The sequence below is a fragment of the Parvimonas pharyngis genome (genome assembly GCF_046569675.1).
Classification (GTDB): Bacteria; Bacillota; Clostridia; order Tissierellales; family Peptoniphilaceae; genus Parvimonas.
Genome location: NZ_JBKICJ010000004.1, coordinates 147,239 through 167,442, shown reverse-complemented (window position 1 = coordinate 167,442; position 20,204 = coordinate 147,239). Strand labels below are relative to the sequence as shown.

The 20,204-nt window shown below is 26.3% G+C and carries 22 protein-coding genes and 3 tRNA genes; 23 read left to right on the top strand and 2 right to left on the bottom strand.

Going from position 1 to position 20,204, the window contains the following annotated elements; all coding sequences use genetic code 11:
• Nucleotides 1–36: 36 nt before the first annotated feature.
• The 13 genes from ACLGL0_RS06190 to ACLGL0_RS06130 all read left to right on the top strand — a co-directional run bounded on the left by ACLGL0_RS06190 (nucleotide 37) and on the right by ACLGL0_RS06130 (nucleotide 8,580).
• Nucleotides 37–125: transfer RNA gene (locus ACLGL0_RS06190), tRNA-Leu, on the top strand.
• Nucleotides 126–141: 16 nt separating this feature from the next.
• A tRNA-Met gene (locus ACLGL0_RS06185) sits at nucleotides 142–218 on the top strand.
• 122 nt (nucleotides 219–340) lie between these two features.
• Nucleotides 341–982: an epoxyqueuosine reductase QueH gene (locus ACLGL0_RS06180; RefSeq protein ID WP_411014031.1), complete on the top strand. Its 642-nt coding sequence runs from the start codon at nucleotides 341–343 to the stop codon at nucleotides 980–982.
• 14 nt (nucleotides 983–996) lie between these two features.
• A tRNA-Arg gene (locus tag ACLGL0_RS06175) sits at nucleotides 997–1,071 on the top strand.
• Nucleotides 1,072–1,130: 59 nt separating this feature from the next.
• Nucleotides 1,131–2,675: a cardiolipin synthase gene (gene cls / locus ACLGL0_RS06170; protein WP_411014030.1), complete on the top strand. Its 1,545-nt coding sequence runs from the start codon at nucleotides 1,131–1,133 to the stop codon at nucleotides 2,673–2,675.
• A gap of 116 nt (nucleotides 2,676–2,791) precedes the next feature.
• Nucleotides 2,792–3,535: a tRNA pseudouridine(38-40) synthase TruA gene (truA, locus tag ACLGL0_RS06165; protein ID WP_411014029.1), complete on the top strand. Its 744-nt coding sequence runs from the start codon at nucleotides 2,792–2,794 to the stop codon at nucleotides 3,533–3,535.
• Nucleotides 3,522–4,031, top strand: a complete 510-nt coding sequence (locus ACLGL0_RS06160) for a nucleoside-triphosphatase (RefSeq protein WP_411014028.1) — start codon at nucleotides 3,522–3,524, stop codon at nucleotides 4,029–4,031. Before truA ends, ACLGL0_RS06160 begins: the two co-directional genes overlap by 14 nt.
• Complete coding sequence (gene tadA, locus ACLGL0_RS06155) at nucleotides 4,024–4,491, top strand: tRNA adenosine(34) deaminase TadA (protein WP_411014027.1); 468 nt, start codon at nucleotides 4,024–4,026, stop codon at nucleotides 4,489–4,491. The genes ACLGL0_RS06160 and tadA overlap by 8 nt, the downstream gene beginning before the upstream one ends.
• Nucleotides 4,488–4,898 (top strand): hypothetical protein, encoded by a 411-nt coding sequence (locus ACLGL0_RS06150; protein WP_411014026.1) that lies wholly within the window; start codon nucleotides 4,488–4,490, stop codon nucleotides 4,896–4,898. The genes tadA and ACLGL0_RS06150 overlap by 4 nt, the downstream gene beginning before the upstream one ends.
• Nucleotide 4,899: 1 nt before the next feature.
• Nucleotides 4,900–5,628 (top strand): DNA/RNA non-specific endonuclease, encoded by a 729-nt coding sequence (locus ACLGL0_RS06145; protein WP_411014025.1) that lies wholly within the window; start codon nucleotides 4,900–4,902, stop codon nucleotides 5,626–5,628.
• Nucleotides 5,629–5,631: 3 nt separating this feature from the next.
• Nucleotides 5,632–6,066, top strand: a complete 435-nt coding sequence (locus ACLGL0_RS06140; protein ID WP_411014024.1) for a DUF5301 domain-containing protein — start codon at nucleotides 5,632–5,634, stop codon at nucleotides 6,064–6,066.
• 95 nt (nucleotides 6,067–6,161) lie between these two features.
• Nucleotides 6,162–6,887, top strand: a complete 726-nt coding sequence (locus tag ACLGL0_RS06135) for an ABC transporter ATP-binding protein (RefSeq protein ID WP_314556992.1) — start codon at nucleotides 6,162–6,164, stop codon at nucleotides 6,885–6,887.
• Complete coding sequence (locus ACLGL0_RS06130) at nucleotides 6,880–8,580, top strand: hypothetical protein (RefSeq protein ID WP_411014023.1); 1,701 nt, start codon at nucleotides 6,880–6,882, stop codon at nucleotides 8,578–8,580. Before ACLGL0_RS06135 ends, ACLGL0_RS06130 begins: the two co-directional genes overlap by 8 nt.
• A 23-nt stretch (nucleotides 8,581–8,603) precedes the next feature.
• Here ACLGL0_RS06130 and ACLGL0_RS06125 read toward each other — a convergent pair whose 3' ends face one another.
• Both ACLGL0_RS06125 and ACLGL0_RS06120 read right to left on the bottom strand, forming a co-directional pair.
• Nucleotides 8,604–10,070, bottom strand: coding sequence for a nicotinate phosphoribosyltransferase (locus tag ACLGL0_RS06125; protein ID WP_411014022.1), 1,467 nt, complete (start codon nucleotides 10,068–10,070; stop codon nucleotides 8,604–8,606).
• A 17-nt stretch (nucleotides 10,071–10,087) separates the two neighbouring features.
• A complete protein-coding gene (locus ACLGL0_RS06120) occupies nucleotides 10,088–10,867 on the bottom strand; it encodes a hypothetical protein (RefSeq protein ID WP_411014021.1) in 780 nt (259 codons plus the stop codon).
• A 258-nt stretch (nucleotides 10,868–11,125) separates the two neighbouring features.
• Between ACLGL0_RS06120 and ACLGL0_RS06115 the strand changes: the two genes are divergently transcribed.
• The 10 genes from ACLGL0_RS06115 to ACLGL0_RS06070 all read left to right on the top strand — a co-directional run bounded on the left by ACLGL0_RS06115 (nucleotide 11,126) and on the right by ACLGL0_RS06070 (nucleotide 20,189).
• Nucleotides 11,126–12,247: a metal ABC transporter substrate-binding protein gene (locus tag ACLGL0_RS06115; protein ID WP_411014020.1), complete on the top strand. Its 1,122-nt coding sequence runs from the start codon at nucleotides 11,126–11,128 to the stop codon at nucleotides 12,245–12,247.
• Nucleotides 12,247–12,918 carry a metal ABC transporter ATP-binding protein gene (locus tag ACLGL0_RS06110; protein WP_347714522.1) on the top strand — a complete coding sequence of 224 codons (672 nt, stop codon included), beginning with the start codon at nucleotides 12,247–12,249 and terminating at the stop codon, nucleotides 12,916–12,918. Before ACLGL0_RS06115 ends, ACLGL0_RS06110 begins: the two co-directional genes overlap by 1 nt.
• A complete protein-coding gene (locus tag ACLGL0_RS06105; protein ID WP_411014019.1) occupies nucleotides 12,911–13,729 on the top strand; it encodes a metal ABC transporter permease in 819 nt (272 codons plus the stop codon). The genes ACLGL0_RS06110 and ACLGL0_RS06105 overlap by 8 nt, the downstream gene beginning before the upstream one ends.
• Nucleotides 13,722–14,372 (top strand): TIGR03943 family putative permease subunit, encoded by a 651-nt coding sequence (locus ACLGL0_RS06100; RefSeq protein WP_411014018.1) that lies wholly within the window; start codon nucleotides 13,722–13,724, stop codon nucleotides 14,370–14,372. The genes ACLGL0_RS06105 and ACLGL0_RS06100 overlap by 8 nt, the downstream gene beginning before the upstream one ends.
• Before the next feature lie 274 nt (nucleotides 14,373–14,646).
• Entirely contained in the window at nucleotides 14,647–15,147 is a 501-nt protein-coding gene (locus ACLGL0_RS06095; protein WP_411014017.1) for a dihydrofolate reductase, read from the top strand.
• A 5-nt stretch (nucleotides 15,148–15,152) separates the two neighbouring features.
• The gene (srtB, locus tag ACLGL0_RS06090; protein ID WP_411014016.1) at nucleotides 15,153–15,935 is read left to right on the top strand and encodes a class B sortase; all 783 of its coding nucleotides are present in this window, start codon (nucleotides 15,153–15,155) and stop codon (nucleotides 15,933–15,935) included.
• Between the two features lie 114 nt (nucleotides 15,936–16,049).
• On the top strand, nucleotides 16,050–17,027 hold the full coding sequence (locus tag ACLGL0_RS06085) for a glycosyltransferase family 2 protein (RefSeq protein ID WP_411014015.1): 978 nt from the start codon (nucleotides 16,050–16,052) through the stop codon (nucleotides 17,025–17,027).
• On the top strand, nucleotides 17,027–17,836 hold the full coding sequence (locus ACLGL0_RS06080) for a LicD family protein (protein ID WP_427189503.1): 810 nt from the start codon (nucleotides 17,027–17,029) through the stop codon (nucleotides 17,834–17,836). Before ACLGL0_RS06085 ends, ACLGL0_RS06080 begins: the two co-directional genes overlap by 1 nt.
• 9 nt (nucleotides 17,837–17,845) lie before the next feature.
• On the top strand, nucleotides 17,846–18,658 hold the full coding sequence (locus ACLGL0_RS06075) for a LicD family protein (protein WP_411014014.1): 813 nt from the start codon (nucleotides 17,846–17,848) through the stop codon (nucleotides 18,656–18,658).
• Between the two features lie 16 nt (nucleotides 18,659–18,674).
• A complete protein-coding gene (locus ACLGL0_RS06070) occupies nucleotides 18,675–20,189 on the top strand; it encodes an oligosaccharide flippase family protein (RefSeq protein WP_411014013.1) in 1,515 nt (504 codons plus the stop codon).
• Nucleotides 20,190–20,204 lie beyond the last annotated feature (15 nt).

Genomic DNA, 20,204 nt, shown 5'->3' with positions numbered 1-20,204 from the left:
GGTTGTGGGTTCGAGCCCCACCCTGGGAGCCAATGTGCCGGGGTGGCGGAACTGGCAGACGCACAGGACTTAAAATCCTGCGATGTTAACTCATCGTACCGGTTCGATTCCGGTCCTCGGCACCAGTCTTTTTTTTTATATCGCGGGATGGAGCAGTTTGGTAGCTCGTCGGGCTCATAACCCGAAGGTCGTAGGTTCAAATCCTGCTCCCGCAACCATAAGAATAATCGAAAGATTATTCTTTTTTTATTGTATAAATTAGTAAATAACTATATTTATGGAGTTTATAATTTGATTTTAGAGATTATTTATGGTAAAATTAAACAGTAAGGAGGCAGATATGAAAGAGAATTATCAGTTATTATTGGACAATATAATAAAAGAAAATGAAAAAAATAATTATGCACCAACTCTTCTACTACATTCTTGTTGTGGACCTTGTAGTAGCTATTGTCTTGAGTATTTGTCAAATTATTTTAGAATTACAATTTTTTACTATAATCCAAATATTTATCCAAAGGAAGAATATTTTTTCAGAGTTGAAGAACAAAGAAAACTTATAGAAAAAATTAACGGAAAGTATCCAATAGATATGGTTGTTGGTAAATATGATGTAGATAGATTTTATAAAACTGTTAAGGGAATGGAAAAGATGAAAGAAGGATCTGTTCGTTGCCATAATTGTTATGAACTTAGACTTAGAGAGGCTGCAATTTTAGCAAAAATAGAAAATTTTGATTATTTCACAACTACTTTAACTATAAGTCCTCATAAAAATTCACAAATTTTAAATGAAATTGGACAAAGAGTTGCTGATGAAGTTGGAGTGAAACATCTTCCATCTGACTTTAAGAAAAAGAATGGATACAAGAGAAGTGTTGAACTTTCATTAATGTTTGGAATGTATAGGCAAGATTATTGTGGTTGTATTTTCTCTAAGATGGAAAGAGAAGAATTTAAAAAGTTAAAAGAAAGCTCATAGCATTCTTTTCTTATGTTCTTGTAGTTAAATGGATATAACAGTCCCCTCCTAAGGGACCGTTGTGGGTTCGATTCCCGCCAGGAACGCCAAAAAAGTACATTTAAGAATGTACTTTTTCTTTATAAATTTATTTTACATAGGAGATATAATGAAAAAATTTTTTAATTTTATTTTTAGTAGGATTTTTTTCATATTTTGTATGGTATTACTCCAACTGGGTTTCTTAGCAGTATTCTTAATGTATTTTAGTAGATATTTTATTTACTTGTACAGTTTGAATTTAATAGTTGGAATGATTTTTACTTTTATGATAGTAAATGATAATATAAATCCTGCTTTTAAAATAACCTGGATATTAATTGTAATTGTAATACCATTTTTAGGTGGATTTATATATTTAACTTTTGGTGAGAAAAGACTTTTGAAATCTATTAAGAAGAGACTTTACGGATTTTCAATTAAGTTTAAAGATTCTATGGATTTGTCAAAAGATTATGATATTGAAAACTTAAATGATTCTGATATGAATGTTTATAGGCAAGCTAAATACATAAATAGTGCAACAGGTAGTCCTATATTTTTTAATACAGATACTAAGTACTATGGTTCTGGTGAAGAAAGTTTTGAAGATTATTTGAATGATTTAAGAACTGCTGAAAAATTTATTTTTATGGAATATTTTATAATATCAGAAGGTTTTTTCTTAGATTCAATTTTAGAAATTTTTAAAGAAAAAGTTGAAAAGGGTGTAGATGTAAGAATTATTTTAGATGATGTAGGAAGTATATTAACATTATCTAATAAAAAAATTGAAGAAATTAGAAGTTTTGGTATAAAAGTTGTAGAATTTAATCCTATAAAAGGAATTATTCTACCAAAACATAATAATAGAACTCATAGAAAAATGACAATAATTGATGGAAGAATTGGATATACGGGAGGAATTAATATTGCTGATGAGTATATTAATTTAATTGAAAAATATGGTTATTGGAAAGACTCAGTATTAAGAATTGAAGGTCATGCGGTTTGGCAATTTATAAATATGTTTATATCTCTTTGGGATTATTCAACAGGTGAGAATACAGATATTGCAACTTTGTATGATAAGAATAAAAGCGAAGAAACAGCTACTATAAAGAAAGAATTGGGAGTTGTTATTCCATTTACTGAAACACCTATACAAGAATCTATAGGTGAAAATATGTATATAAATATGATTAGACGTGCTAATAGATATATTTATATTACATCCCCATATTTAATCATAACTTGGGAAATGGAAAAAGCTTTAATAAGTGCTGCAAAATCTGGTGTTGATGTAAGAATCATAACTCCTCATATTCCTGATAAAAAATATGTTCATTTACTTACAAGGTCTTTTTATAAAAATCTTGTTGAAAATGGTGTTAAGATTTATGAATTCGAAAAAGGATTTATACATGCGAAAAACTGTATTTGTGATGATGAATTTGTAGTAATTGGTAGTATCAATCTTGATTATAGAAGTTTGTATCTTCACTTTGAATGCGCTGTTTGGACTTATGGAGCACCAATAATTACTGATGTAAAAGAAGATTTTGAAAATACATTAAAACAGTCATTAAAGATAACACCTGAGTGGGTTAAATCTAGAAATTTAATAACAAGAATCTTACAATCACTATTGAGGTTATTTGCACCACTTATGTAAATTTAGACTTTTACTTTTTAGTAAAAGTCTTTTTTTATTACAACTAAATAATTGTACTTATCAATAATATTATGATAAAATAATATTCTAGAAGAATATAGTAATGGAGTTGAATTATGAGAAATATAATGCTCACAGTTAGTTATGATGGAAGTTTGTTTTTCGGCTTTCAAAAGCAAGAAGATGTTGTAACTGTTCAAGGAGAGATTGAGAATGCCTTGAAAAAAATAACAGGCGAGGATATAAATATTATTTCAGCAGGACGAACTGATAGAGGAGTTCATTCTCTAAGACATATTATTAATTTTTATACTGATAGCAATGTTGGAGTTTTGAATTTTAAAACTGCATTAAATCACTTTTTACCAATTGGAGTAAGAGTACTGGATTCAAAAGAGGTTTCTGAAGAATTTCATTCAAGATTTGATGCAAAGATGAAGACATATAAATATATTTTAAATTTGGACGAAGTTATGGATCCAATATACTATAATTATAAAGCTAATTTTCCATATCCTTTAGATATTGAAAAAATGAAAAGAGCTAAAGAATATTTTATTGGTAAAAAGAGTTTTAAAGCATTTATGGGACCAAGAACTGGTAATACTAATCCTGTTAGGGAGATTAAGTCTTTTGAAATTTATAAAGAAAATAATGATTTAATATTTTTAATTAAAGGACAAAGCTTCATTAGAAATCAAGTTAGAATAATGGTAGGAACTTTGGTTGATATTGGTAGAGGATTGATTAGAGAAGATGAACTTGAAAGAATTTTAGATAGCGAAGATAGGACTAAAGCAGGAATAACGTTAAGTCCAAATGGTCTATATTTAATGGAGATTTTATATGATGAATTTTAAAGATTTAGATTTTCTTGTCGAAAAATTGAGAGAACTAGATAACGGAAAAAATCACATTTTAATAACAGGAAATATAAAGGTAGGTAAAAGTACTCTTTTAGATGCTTTTATCAAAAAATACTATAAAAATTCGAAAATAGACGGTATTATGACCGAACTTGTCATAACAGATAAATTTAGAATTGAACTTTTTAGATATGGAACTGATAAGAGATTTATTATTGGAGAAAGAGTAAGTAATATGAAATTTTATGATGATGTTTTCTTAAAAAAAAGTTATGAGTTCATGGAAGATTTCAAAAATAATGATATTTTAGTATTTGATGAAATAGGAAACAAGGAAGGACATTTAATTGATTATTGCAAAAAATTAATTTCTCTTTTTGAAGAGAATAGAATTTTTGCTGTATTAAAAAAAGCAGGTAATCCAATAGTTGATAATTTGGATAAACTTGAAAATTATGTAATTTTTGATTTGGATAAGTTTTATGAATAGAGATGAATATTTTATGAGTTTTGCTTTAAGAGAAGCAAAAAAAGCGTATGATAAGGGTGAAGTTCCAGTTGGTTGTGTTATTGTAAAGAATGATAAGATAATTTCAAGAGGACACAATCAAGTTTTAAGCAAAAAAAGTGGAGTATATCACGCAGAAATTATTGCAATTAATAAAGCGGGGAAAAAACTCGGTGATTTTAGACTTGAAGATACTGAAATTTTTGTAACTCTTGAGCCATGCTGTATGTGTGCAGGGGCAATTGTAAACAGTAGGATTAAGAGAGTGGTTATAGGTACAATGGATCCAAAAAGAGGTTTTTGTGGTTCTATAGAAAATGTACTTGATAGACAAGAAATGAATCATAAGTCAATTATAGAAACCAAAGTTTTAGAAAAAGAGTGTTTAGAAATACTGCAAGAATTTTTTAAGATTTTAAGGAGTGAGAAGAAAAATAAATGAAATTAGTAGTTTGTTTAGATAAAAATAACGGAATTAGTTTTTTTGGTAAAAGGCAAAGCCAAGACGAGTTACAAAGAAAAAATCTTTTTGAACTAATAGAAGATAAAAAACTTTATGTAGTTGAAAACAGCTATGATTTATATAAAGATTATGCATTTAATTTTGAAATAGTAAATGAAAATACTGAAATAGATAATGATGCAGTATTTTTATATGAAGGTGATTATTTAGATAAGTTTTTACCATATACTGACGAAATAATCTGTTATTTTTGGAATAGAGATTATCCTTTTGATGAAACTTTTGAAGAGCATTTAAAAAATATTTGGAAAGAAAAAGAAAAGGTTGAATTTAAAGGAAAAAGCCATGATGAAATTACAAGAATAAGATATGTAAAGGAAGATTGATATGAATTATACTATTAAAATTAATAATAAAAATTTAAGGATAATCCTAACTATACTATTAGCAATTATTACCGTTGTGGCTGGATATCTTTATTATAAAGAGATATCAAATAAGAATAAAACTACAAATAATATAGTTGGACTTGATGTAAATAATTTACCAGAATATACTGGGAAGCCTTATGTAGTTATAAATAATAATGAACCTAATTTTGATAAAAGTGAGTTAGTACCAAAATCTTTTGAAAAATATGCGGAATTAGATAACTTAAAGAGATGTGGTACTGCTGATTCTATAATTGGTCAAGATCTTATGCCAACTTCAAAAAGAGAAAATATTTCTTCAGTAAAGCCGACTGGATGGAAGTCTGTAAAGTATAATGGAATAGAAGGTGGAAATTTATATAATCGTTGCCATCTTATTGGATTTCAACTTGCAGGTGAAAATGCTAATAAAAGAAATTTAATAACTGGAACTAGATATTTGAATACAAAAGGCATGCTACCTTTTGAAAATATGGTTGCTGACTATGTAAAAGAAACAAATAATCATGTTAGATATAGAGTAACCCCAATCTTCGTTGGTAATGAATTAGTTGCTAGAGGTGTTCAGATTGAAGCAATGTCAATTGAAGATAACGGAAAAGCTATTAAGTTTAATGTTTATTGTTTCAATGTACAACCTAATATAGAAATAAATTACAAAACTGGAGATTCAAGGAGTAAGTAGTATATGAAAAAATTAAAAAAATATTCAATTTTTATTTTAATTTTGATAGGATTAACTGCCTGTAGTAAGGAAAAAATTGAATTGCCAAAATCAAAAGATTTAGAGAGTATTAAAGTAACTGAAGTAATAAAAGAAAAAAAAGAAGAACAAGATATTGTTAATATAAACAAAGAAGAAGATATAAATAATTTTATAGATTCAGTATCATCTGCAACAAAGACTAAGCAATCATCTATTTCAGATACTCCTACTAATGTAGATAAATATTTTATAATAAGTTTAAATCATAAAGACTCTAAAAATAACGATTCAAAATTTTATATTTATAAATCAAAAAAATATTCAGATGATAAATATGTATATTTGGAACAACCATATAGAGGAATTTTTAGAATAAAGAAAGAAAAATTAAAAAATATTAATTGGTTAAATGATTAAATTTGATTTTTTATTAAATAATATGATAGAATTATAACAGATAGTTTTTATTAAATAATGTAAAAAGTATTGAAATATAGAAGGAGGAAATTTAAATGATTGAGTTTAAAAACGTTACAAAAGTTTATTCTAAAGGTGTTAAAGCTGTTGATAATATTAGCTTTAAAATTGAAGAGGGAGAAATTTTTGGATTTTTAGGACCTAATGGTGCTGGTAAGAGTACTAGTTTAAAAATGCTAGTTGGTATTTTAGAACAATCTGAAGGAAAAATTACAGTTAATGGAGTTGATACTTTAGAAGATTCTATAAAAGTTAAAGAAATGATAAGCTATGTTCCTGATAATCCAGATATCTATACAAAAATGACAGGCATAAAGTATTTGAATTTCATAGCAGATATTTATGGAATAGATGAAAAAGTAAGAAAAGAAAAAATTGAAGAATACAATAGAAAATTAGAGTTAGGAGATGCAATTTACAGTACAATTGAAAGTTATTCACATGGTATGCGTCAAAAATTAGTTTTGATTGGAGCGTTAATTACTTCTCCTAAGGTATTAATTCTTGATGAACCAATGGTTGGTTTGGATGTTAAAACTTCTTTTAATTTAAAGACAATTTTAAGAGAATTTGCAGATGCAGGAAATACAGTAATTTTTTCAACACATGTAATGGAAGTTGCTGAAAAAATCTGTGATAAATTAGTAATCATTAATAAAGGAAAAATTGCGTTTTGTGGAAAATTATCTGAATTAAAAACTGAAGATAATTCAAATGAAGATTTAGAAAAAATATTCTTGGAGTTGACAGAAAATGAATAAATCTAAATTATTAACTTTAATAAAATATTTTGTTTCAATTGATTTTTTTGCAATTTTATCTATAAAACAAAATTTAAAAACAAAAGGTAAAAAAGCTGCAAGTTTTCAAGGAATTGCAGGCGTACTAGTATTTCTAGCATTATTTATTTATGGAGCTCCTAAAGTGGGAGAATTTATAGCTAGGAATTTTCAAAGTCCACTTGGAAGAGCTAGTATTACAAGTATATCAGTAGGTGTTTTTATATTTACATTATTTTTATCATTGGCAACAGCATTTGTTTTTATTGAAAAAAATAATGAAACAGAAATATTATTATCATTACCTATTTCAGGTAGTGACATCTTCTTAGCCAGAATATACTCATTAGCAATAACATTTTATGTATCATTTTTTATAATGTTCTCAATAGCTATTGGAGTAACTGGATATACTGTTGGAAAGGGATTAGACTTCTATATTTTTAGTTTCATAGGTTTAATGATTTTAGATTTAGAAACAATTTTAATAACAGGAGTTATAATAATATTTTTTGGAAAACTATTAAAAACAAGTAAATTATTTAATAGATTTTTAAAACTAATCTATGGTATATTTATGGTTGGTATATTTGTAATCTATATGATATTTACACAAGCTGCATCAAATCCAGCTTTAGGAATAAATATCAGTAAGTTTGTTGTAGATTTTGAAAATAAACTTTCATCAATTTTCTTCTTTGTAATCTGGATAAAGAAAATTATACTTTCAAATGATTTAATAACATCAATTACAAATTTATCAATAGGATTAGCTATTTGTATTGTATTAGCACTATTATTAAAATTCTTAGCTGAAAGAAATTATTTATCTATTTTAAGAAGTGTAAATGTTGTTTCAAAAGAAAGTAAATCAGTTATTGAAAAGAGAAAAAAACAAGGTGTTGCACAATCTAGACAATATAAATGGTTTGTGTTATTTAAAAAGGAGTTAAAAGAAATTATAACTACTCCAACATATTTTATGCAAATATTTTTAATTGATTTAATGTTAGTGATTTTTGGAGGAGTTGGAATTTATTATGGAATTCAATATAAATCACAATTAGTTTTAGCTATAAATGTATTTGTTTCAAATAATACATTAACTAACTTATTAGCTATTGCACTTGCTGCTGGTGCTGTTTTAGGATTGTTTTTTGGACTTTCTTCACTTACAACAAGCTCAGTTTCAAGAGAAGGAAAAGCGTTCTGGGTATTAGCATCTGCGCCAATAAGTGTGGATACACATTTAATATCAAGAATATTTGCTTGCCAAGTATTACATTTTTCAACAGCAACTATTGTAATATTACTTTCAATGATTATTTATGTTTTTAATCCTCTTGTTTATGTAGCGATTATATTAGGAATGATGTTAACTTTCTTTGTAAGTGGTAGTTTAAATATGATTTTAGGATTAGTGAATCCATATTTTGATTGGAAAACACCTAAGGAAGCATTAAATGGTGGTTCAGGTCAAATTAATATATTTGTTTCAATTTTAATAAATTATGGATTATATGGAATACTGATATTTTTAACTGTAAAAATGGTAAAGATGAACCAAAAATTGGTTCCAATAGTTTTAGCTAATTTAGGATTGATTATACTTACAGGAATAATTTCATATATCATAGATAGAATATTATTTAAGAAACTATTAAAAAGATTATAAAAAAATAGAGTGAATAAATCACTCTATTTTTTTTTAGATATTTTTACAGTTTCATTTAATAAATTATTTTTTAATTCCCAAAGATTTTTAGAAAGGTCAACTTTGTAAATATGAGGGTTATCAAATCTTTTAAACTCATCCCAAAGACTTTCAACTTCACTTTTACAATATTCTCTAATTTCTTCTATATCAGGTAATTCATAAACTAATTCTCCAGACTTGAAGATTTGTTTTGACATAGGTCTTAAAATATAGTCTTCATAAGTCGTTGTCTTCCATGTATAAATTGGATGGAAAATTGAAATAGGCTTACTTTCATCAATTTTTTCATTAAATAATGTAATTAAATCAGCTTCAGCTTTCATTGTTTTTTTATCATATATTCTATATAATTTTTTAACTCCAGGAGTTGTTATTTTATCAACATTTTCTGAAACTTTAATTTTTGGAATTATTTTTCCGTCTTCTTCAACTGCAACTAATTTATAAACACCACCAAAAACTGGATTAGTTTTTGATGTTATAAGTCTTTCTCCAATACCAAATGAATCAATCATTGCACCTTGATGTAATAGATCTCTAATAGTATATTCATCAAGTGAATTTGAAACTACAATTTGGACATCTTCATAACCAGCTTCATCTAGCATAATTCTAGCTTGTTTTGAAAGATATGCTAAATCACCACTATCAAGTCTAATACCTTTCGGTCTAATTCCCATAGGTTTTAAAACTTCATCAAAAGTTTTTATTGCGTTTGGAACACCGGATTGTAAAGTGTTATAAGTATCAACAAGTAAAACACAATTATTAGGGAATGATTTTGCAAATGCTTTAAATGCATCTAATTCGGTATCAAACATTTGAACCCATGAATGAGCCATTGTTCCAAGTACTGGAATATTAAATAATTTTCCTGTTAGAACATTCGAAGTTCCATCAACACCGGCAATATATGCAGCTTTTGCTCCATATACAGATGCATCAACTCCTTGTGCACGTCTTGCACCAAATTCCATAACAGCTCTACCTTTTGCGGCCCTTTTTATCCTATTTGATTTAGTAGCTATCAAACTTTCATGATTGATAACTAATAGTGCAATAGTTTCAATTAATTGTGCTTGTACAGATGTTCCTCTAATTGTCATAATTGGTTCGTTAGGGAAGATAACACTTCCTTCAGGAACAGACCAAATATCACAATTAAATTTAAAATTCTTTAAAAAATCTATAAATTTATCGTCAAATGTATTTAATGATTTGAAATATTCTATATCTTCTTCATTGAATTCCATTGATTTAAGAATTTTTACTAAATGCTCTAGTCCAGAAAAAATTGCATAACTTGCACGATCAGGATTATTTCTATAAAAAATATCAAAATATGTAATTTTATTTTCCAAATTTTCATTGAAATAACCTTGAGCCATTGTGTATTCGTAAAAATCTGCTAATATTGAAATATTGTATTCCTTAAAATTTCTATTCATAAAGTTCCTCCTTAAAATTAAAATTTTGATATATTTGTTAAGTCATAATAATATGACTTTATTCTTTCATAAACTTGCTTTTGCCATTCTTCAGAAAAAGTATCATCTTCATTTATAAAAATGCTAGAATCCATGTAACGTTTTATAATAAATTCAGAATTTTCTTGGTCAAAACCATTACCACGCGAAAAGTCAATTCCTTTTCCAGTATTTCTAGTAACGATACATTCAATCAAAGGCAATGTAACTTCATTACAAGGAATTTTCATATCAGGAAAATTCCAAAATGTCTTTTTCTCACTTTTATAAATTAAAAGGTCTGAAATTGTTCCATTTGTAAAACATTGTACTCTGCGAATTTCATTGATATTTATACTATGTTTCGCTCCGGAAATAACACCATTAGAAATATGAATAGTTTTTTCCCTTAATGTATGTGCTAAATCAATATCTAAGCTATCAATATTATTAGGGAAATTTTTTGTAAGCTTGCTTGCAGCATAAGCGATTAGTATTGATTTTGTCTCTAAAATATTATGGCGATCATTGATAATTGTAGGATCGGTTGTAAAGTCTATTTGTGGAGACTTATCCTTATTTACAAATATTAGGTTATAGCTTGAATTTGAATTACAATATCTAAGAGCCAATATGTACGAAATATTATCAAATGAAATATTAAGATTTTTATTTTCATTTTTTGAATCTTCATAGGAGAAACCATCTTTCTTAATAGTTAGAGTACTACCATTGTTACGAGTAAATCTCATGTGTTGTTTTTCAAATAAAGTTTTCATAAAACCTCCTTATTTTGGAAATGATATTTCCATGACTATTATATCACTTTTAATATTTTTTTGCTATTAGCATAAGAAATTATTAAAACTGTAAAATCATCAAGCTTACTATTTATATGCATTATAACAAAAAATATAAATGGAAATAAAAATTATTCTTATTTAGCTAGTTTTTTTTTATTTTTTGTGATACAATATAAAATAATTAGAGAAATTCTAATTTTTAAGGATATAAATTTTTCAAATAGGGGGTAAAATATGAAAAATATTTCAAAAAAAGTTTTTGGTTTAGTTTTAGCAGGAGCGGTATTTTTCACAGGCTGTAGTGCTAAAACTGAAAAAACAGATAAAGTAGAAAATAATAAAAATAAATTAAAAGTTGTTACAACAATTTTTCCAGAATATGATATAACAAGAGCAATTGCAAAAGATAAAATAGACTTAGAATTATTGATTAAACCAGGGGTTGATGTGCACTCTTTTAGTCCTACTCCTCAAGATATAAAAACTGTTGAAAGTTCAAATGTTTTTATTTATGGTGGAACAGACCATGATACATGGGTTGAAACTTTAACAAAAAGTATAGATATGACAGACAAAAAAGTTGTTAAATTAGTTGACGGAATTGAACAACTTAAGGAAGAAACAGTTGATGGTATGAAACATGAACATGACCATGATCATGACCATGACGATAAAGAAGAAAAAGACGACCACGATCACGACCATGATGAAAAAGATGAGAAACATGACCATGATCACGACCATGATAAAAAAGATGAGAAACATGATCATGATCATGATGAAAAAAATGAAAAAGAAGAAAAACATAATCATGACCATGATGACGATGAATTAGATCCTCATTATTGGACTTCACCTAAGAATGCTATAAAAATGGTTAATACTATAACTAATGCATTGGTAGAAAAAGACCCTGAAAATGCAGAATTCTATAAAGAAAATGCTAAAAATTATATAAAACAATTAGAAGAAGTAGATAAAGAACTTCATAATGTAGTTGATAATGCAAAGATAAAAAAAGTAGTAGTTGCTGATAGATTTCCATTTAGATATTTATTCGCAGACTTAGGATTAGAATATCGTGCACTATTTTCTGCGTGCAGTGTTGAATCAACAGCTAGTGCAGGACAAATCAAAAAAATGGTAGATTATGTAAAAACAAATAAAATTCCTGTGGTATATCGTATAGAAATGGGTAAAGGAGAAATGGCGGAAACTGTTGCAAAAGATTCGGGAGCAAAAGTTAAACTTTTACATTCAATTCACACAGTAACAAAGGATGAATTTGATAAGGTTGTAACTTATATAGATCTTATGAAGCAAAATATTGAGGCGCTAAAAGAAGGACTTAATTAATGAAAGACAAAATATTAGTTTGTGAAAATTTAGAAATTTTTTACAAAAATAATAGAATTATTGATAATCTTAGTTTTTCCGTAGATGAGGGAGATTTTTTCCTCATTCTAGGGAAAAATGGTGTTGGAAAGTCAACACTTTTAAAAGGAATTTTAGGTTTAAAAAATATTTCTTCGGGAGAAATAAAAAAGGACTTTAAAATTTGTGGATATATGTCTCAAGAGGTTTTATTAAAAAAAGAATTCCCATCAACAATATGGGAATTTGTTTTATCTTCTAGAGCAGTATATTCTAAATTTTTCTATAATTCAAAGGATAGAGAAATTGTTAAGGAAAATTTGAAAAAATTGGACCTTTGGGATATTAAAGACAAGAGTATAAGCTCACTGTCAATTGGACAAAGACAGAGGGTTTTACTTTGTAGATGTCTTTGTGTATCAGATAAAATTATATTTTTAGATGAACCAACAAATTCTTTGGATATTAAAGTTAGAAAAATGTTGTATGAAATTTTAGAAAAATTAAATAGAGAAGGACTTACTATTGTGATGATAAGTCATGATGAAGAGGCTTTTAAATATTCTAATAGAGCTTTAATTTTAGGAAAAGAAAATAAAGTTATTGAGAATGTTTTAGAAAACTTTGAAAAGGGGGAAATAAAATTTGATTAGTTTAATTTCAGAAATGTTAAGTTATCCCTTTATGGTAAAAGCCATCATAGTTGGACTTTTAATTTCAATAAGTTCTGCATTACTTGGAATAACTTTGGTTTTAAAGAGATACTCTATGATTGGAGTAGGACTTTCAAATGTTTCATTTGCAGCACTTTCGATAGCACTTTCTTTTGATATTTCTCCAATGGAATTTACAATGCCAATAGTAATTTTTGCAGGGGTTATACTATTAAAATATGGCGAAAAATATAATATAAGTAGTGATACATCTATTGCTATTTTAAGTTGCATTTCCGTTTCAATAGGAGTAACATTTACGGCAGTAACAAAAGGTCTAAATGTAGATGTTTGTAATTACTTATTTGGTAGCATATTGATAATGAAAAGAAGTGATATGTATATTAGTTTTGTATTAGGAATAGTTGTATTAATTTCATATATTTTATTGTATAATAAAATATATACTATTACTATTGATGAAGACTTTGCAAAAGCAAGTGGAGTAAATGTAAGTCTTTACAATACTTTAGTTACAATTTTAATATCTGTGACAATAGTTATTGGAATGAAATTTATGGGAAGTATGCTTATTTCATGCCTAATTATATTTCCAGCTTTGACTTCGATGAGAATTTTTAGAAGTTATAAAGTTGTTGTAATATCCTCAGTGATAGTTTCAGTAACAGCATTATTTATAGGGATAACTCTATCATATATCTATTCAACACCAACAGGTGCTAGTGTTGTATTAGTGAATTTAGTATTTTTTATTTTATCTTGTATAGTAAGGAGGTTTATTAGTGAATAAAAAATTATTGAGTTTAATTTTATCTTGTCTATTATTATGTTCTTGTGCGAAAACAGAAAATAATAATTTTGTAAAAAGCAAGGAAAATAAAAATGATTTAAAAACTGCTTTAAAAGAAGATCCAGAAAATGCAGGAACAAACAAAAATCAAAATCCAGATGATTATAAGATAGAAAGACATCAAAATAAAAACGATACAAATAACGAATATAAACAACCTGAAAAAAAAGAAGAACTAACTAAGGATGAATTGAATGAAAAAAGAGATTCAGAGTCAAAAGATGGTATAATTAATATCTCTGACGGAATATTTTTGGCTCTTGTAAATGATATATATGTAAATAAAGATGAGTATATCGGAAAAAAGGTTAGAATATCAGGTCAAAATGTTAGATTTGAAGATAAAGATACAGGAGAAGTTATATATGCTATATTAAGAGAAGGACCTGGATGCTGTTATAATGATAGTGTAATAGGTTTTGAATATATAACTGATGGCAAATATCCAGAAAAGGATAAATGGTATGAAATGGTTGGAGAAGTAATAACTGACAATTATAAAAGTGGAAAAGTTGTAAAACTAAAACTTATAGAGATAAAAGAAATAGAAGCAAAGGGAAAATTAATTCATATACCAAATTAAGAATTGGAGATTAAAATCTCCAATTTTTTTATAGTGAGATAGTAAAAAACTGGGGTATAAAATATCCATTATATCTTATATAAATTAGATAAAATAAAATAATTATGATATAATTAATATAACTTTATGCCTTGTGATAAAGTTGTATTAATTTCACCATAACAACCATAAAAAGATTATCAAAAGGTAGTTATGGTATAATTATATACAATTATGCCTTGTTATAAAGGTACAATAATTTTAAATAATAATAAAAAATAAAAAGGATAAAAATATGGTTTTAGATAATTTGTATTTAATAGTAGCAATTACAGAAAAGAGTAATGCGATTGGTAAAAATAATGATTTGTTGTATTTTCTAAAAGAAGATATGAACTTTTTTAAAGAAAAGACTTGTGGAAATTCTGTTATTTGTGGAAGAAAAACTTTTGATGGTTTTAAAATTAAGCCTCTTCCAAAGAGAAACAATATAGTTTTAACAACAAGTGATTTTTCTTTTGAAGGAGTTAAAGTATTCAATAACATAGAAGATTTAATTGAGTTTGTAAAAGAAAATCCAGATGAAAAGTTCTTTGTATGTGGTGGGATGAGTATTTACAAACAATTGATAGGTTATTGTTCTAAAATGTATATTACAAAATATGAGGAAAAAGAAATAATAGAAGCTGATAGTCATTTCCCAGAAATTGACGAAAAGTTATGGAAAGTAACTGAAAAAGTAGAAGGTAAAAATGAAAATCCTAAATTAACTTTCTATACTTATGAAAGGATTTAACATAGATGAAAAAAGAAGATATTGTAGTAAAGAAACGTAAGAAAAAACAAAGTAAAGCTAAAAATTGGTTTTGGAATATACTATTTGTAATATGTTTAGGAGTATTTATATATTCCTCTGCCAATATAATTAAAGACTATTATGGTTCATATAAAGCAGGTAAAGATTTAAGCAATCTTAAAGAGTCAGTATTCAATGTGAGTGAAAAGAGTGCTGATGCTAAAAAAGAAGTTAATTTAGAAGAATTAAAAAAATTAAATTCAGATTCAATAGGTTGGTTGGAAGTACCAGGGACTAATATTGACGAACCAGTAGTACAGGGAAAAGACAATGATTATTATCTATGGAGAGATTTTAAGAAAAACACTTATCCTGTAACTGGAACATTTTTCCTAGATATGTATAATAAAGCTGATTTTACTGATAGAATTAGTTATATATTTGGACATAATATTTGGGATAAAACAAAATTCTATGACTTAAGAAAATTTGAAGATAAAACATTTCTAGAAAATAATAAGACAGTTTATGTTTATACAGAAAAAGGAAAATTGGAATATGAAATTTTAGGAGTTGACTTAGTTGATCCAGATACTTCGCTGTATGAATTAACTTCTAAAAGAAACGAAGATGTAGAAGCGATGAAAAAAGAATTGACAAAACATATTCCAAAATCTGAAGTTGACAAAATAGACAAAAATTCAAAAATTCTAATGCTTGTAACTTGTAAAACACCTGATGATAATACAGCAAGAAGAATTTTATTTGCAAAATTAAAAGAGAAGTAAATTAACATGGAGATTTTACATCTCCATTATTTTTTTGAAAAATTGTAAATATTGTATATTTATAGTATAATTTACATTAACATTGAAATATAATTTTAATATATAAGGAGAGTTATGGACAAGATAAGTATTATAGTGCCCGTATACAATGTAGAAAAGTACGTAAAAAAATGTCTTGAATCTATTTCAAATCAGACATATAAAAATATAGAAATAATTATAGTAAATGACGGAGCTACAGATAGTAGTGAGAGTATATGTAAAGAATTTGTTGAATTAGAAGATAGGGCAAAACTTTATACAAAAGAAAATGGTGGACTTTCAAGTGCAAGAAATCATGGAATTAAATTTGCAACTGGAAAATATGTATTATTCATAGATTCAGATGATTATATTGATGAAGGCATGGTTGAAGAGCTTTATACGAATATAAAAAAAGAAGAAGCAGATGTTTCAGTTTGTGGCGTTATTAATGTTTATTCAGATAGGCAAGCTCCACAATGTAGCGAGGAACTTTATTTTTGCTGTGAAAAAGAAGAATTCTTAAAAGAATATTTTATTGGGCAGAAAATTCCAGGAACAATTTGTAATAAGCTTATTTCTTATGAGATTGCAAAGAATATTTCTTTCCCAGTTGGGAAGATTTACGAAGATGCATTTTACCATTTTGAACTTATAAAATATGCAAAAAAATATGTAGTTACGACAAAATCATATTATCATTATTTCCATAGAGAAAATAGTATTACAACAAAACCATATACTATTAAGAATATGGATTGTATTGAAATATATTCTAAATTCTATGAATATATTAAAGAGGAGATACCTTCTCTATTAGATTATGCATTTTTTAGAAAATCTTACTCATATTTTGTAGTATTTGATAAGATGTTAATTAGTGAAAATTATAAAAGAATTTCTGAATATGGACAAGTTTTATGTTTTCTTAAAAGAAATTTTTGGAGAATTTTCAAAAATACAAATTTTAGAAAAGGAAGAAGATTGGCAACCTTAGCATTAAAAATAAATGTTAAATTGTATAGATTTTTGCTTATAAAAGATTTAAATAAAAAAGGAGCAAATAAATAATGGAAATAAAATATCTTTCTATGGACGAAATAAAATCTGTAGAATTAGAAATTTTAAAATATGTACATGAATTTTGTGAAAAAAATGATATAAAATATTTTATAAATTATGGTACTTTAATTGGAGCGGTTAGACATAAAGGCTTCATTCCATGGGATGATGATATAGATATATGTATGTTTAGAAAAGATTATGAAAAATTTATTGAGCTTTTTTCAAAAGATGAAGGAAAATACAAGATATTGTCTTTAGAATCAAGCGATAAGTATTATAATAATTTTATAAAAGTTATTGACTCAAAAACAAAAATAGAAGATGAAAGAAATTATAAAACTTATGATTCAGGAATTTTTATAGATATTTTTCCTATGGACTTTTTTGATGATTTAAGTTTGGTTGAAAAAACATATAAATTGGAAAGTTTTAAACTTTTATCTTTTTCAAAAAAAGAGAATATTCAATATGGAGATAGCAAATTGAAAGATTTTATAAGATTGTTTTTCTGGGTAATATTAAAACCTGTATCTCCAAGATTTTTTGCAAAAAAAATTAAAAAAGCTGTTGAAAGTTATTCCAAAGAAAATGGAAAATATTTAGGACTTGTAGGTTGTTCAAAGTGGAAATATGATGATGTGTTTGACTATAATCCGTTTGAAGAATTAATAGAGCTTGATTTTGAAGATTGCAAATTCTTTGCTCCAAAGAATTATGATGAAATTTTAAGAAAATATTATGGAGATTATATGGAATTTCCACCTGAGGAAAAGAGAGTATATCCTCATGAAATCAAAGCTTATTATATAGACTAGGAGATTAAGATGAAAGAGAGACTTACGGTTGATGAGCTAAAAAATTATGAATTAAATATTTTAAAGTTTATAGACTATGTTTGTAAAAAGTATGATATAAAATATTTTGTAAGTTATGGAACATTACTTGGAGCAGTAAGACATAAAGGTTTTATTCCATGGGATGATGATATTGACGTTGCGATGTATAGGGAAGATTATGAAAAATTTCAAAGAGCTGTAATCGAAGAAAATAATGAAAGATATACAATTTTATCTAAGGACAACAGTGATTGGTATTTTCAAAACTTTTTTGTAGTTATAGATAAGCACACTTTATTGGAAGATAGTGTAAAGAGAAAGCGAATAGATAGTAATGTTTTTGTTGATGTATTTCCAATTGATAGATTTAATGACTTAAATTTTGTGAAAAAAGCACATTTGATGGTAACTTTGAAACATATTTGTTTCATAAAGAAAAAATATATAATTCATAAAGATAGTAGAATAAAAGACTTTTGTAGAGTTGTCTTTTGGTATTTATTGGCATTTGTAAATCCGAGATATTTTACAAAGAAAATTCAAAAACTTGTAGAAAGATATTCTAATGAAAATGGGATTTATGAAGCAGCTGTAGGAGTTGATAAAACAGGAATGAAAGAAGTTTTTGAAAAGGGAACTTATGAAGAATTAATAGAGTTGCCTTTTGAAGATATGATGGTACCAGCTCCTAAAAATTATGATAAGATTTTAACTCAATTTTATGGAGATTATATGCAAAAGCCTTCTGATGCAGAAATTGAGTATAAATCACATCTATTAGATGCTTATAGAATAAAATAAGGAGAATATTTTAGATATGGCAAAAAATATAAAAGTAAATGCTTTAGCCAGTATTTTAGTTAGAGTATTTAATATACTATTCCCACTAATTACAGGACCTTATCTTGCTAGAATTTTGAGCAAGGAGGCTTATGGGGAATTCAACATTGCGAACTCTATATTAAACTTATTTATTCCTTTTGCTGCTTTTGGAATTTACAGCTATGGGATACGTTCGATAAGTAGAGTTAAAAATAATATAAAAGAGATCAATAAGAATTTTACAGCACTTTTTACAATAAATTTAATTAGCTCGTTAAGTATTGGAATTATGTACATTGGATATATGCTTTTAAATGTAAATTCTAATATGTATATGCTATATATTGCACTTAGTATTCAAATTTTTACGCAATTCGTAACTATAGAATGGATGAATGAGGCTTTTGAAAATTACGGTTTTATACTTTTTAAGACATTATTTATCCGTGTACTAATGCTTGTTTCGATTTTTGTATTTGTAAAAAAAGCTGATGATATTGTTAATTATGCTTTTATACTATCAATTACAAATCTTATTAACTATTTAATAAGTTTTTATTTTATAAAAAGAAAAGTAAATTTTGTAAAAATAGAATTAAAGGACATTCTAATTCATATAAAACCATTATTAGGAATGTTATTATTGGCTAATTCATATATGTTCTATACGGCTTTGGATAGAGCTATGCTTTCATTATTAGATGCTAAAATTTCAGTTTCATATTATACATTTTCATTGTCGATTGCACAGCTTATAACAAGTGTAGTTTATTCAATAATTATGGTAAGTATTCCAAGACTTTCATATTATTATGGAAGTGGAGATGAAAATAATTATAGAGATTTATTAAATCAAGTTGCTAGGACATTTTTATTCCTAGTAATTCCAATGGGAATAGGATTGTGTTGTGTTTCTGATGAAGTAATGTTAATATATGCAGGTGAAAAATATTTAGAAGCTGGTTTTATTTTAAAACTGTTTTCTCTTAGAATAGTTATGTGGGCTTTGGATCAACTTCTTGCAAATCAAGTTTTATTTGTAAGAGGCTATGAAAAAAATATAACTGCATTCTATTTTATAGGTGGATTTATGAACTTAATTTTAAATATAGTTTTATTTAAATTGAAAGTTATTCAACCTGAATATTATGTATATACCACATTGATTTCAGAATTTGTAGTATTGGTAATTCAAATTTACTTTATTCTTAAAAAGAAGATTATTCCTATTGATGAAATATTAAAATCATATATGAAATATGTACTATGTGCATTACCATTCTTTGGAATAACTTATGGAATAAATCATTTATTAAAATATTCATTGGTCATAAATTTACAATTATTAATTAGACTATTCGCAATAATTGTATCTTGTGTACTATATTATTTTGTGATTATGTTAATTACAAAAGACAAGATTTTATTTGATACACTTAATGCTATGAAGAGTAAATTAAGATCTATTAAATATAAATTAAAAGCTAAAAAATATAAAGAACAACAATAGCAAACTGTAAAAAAG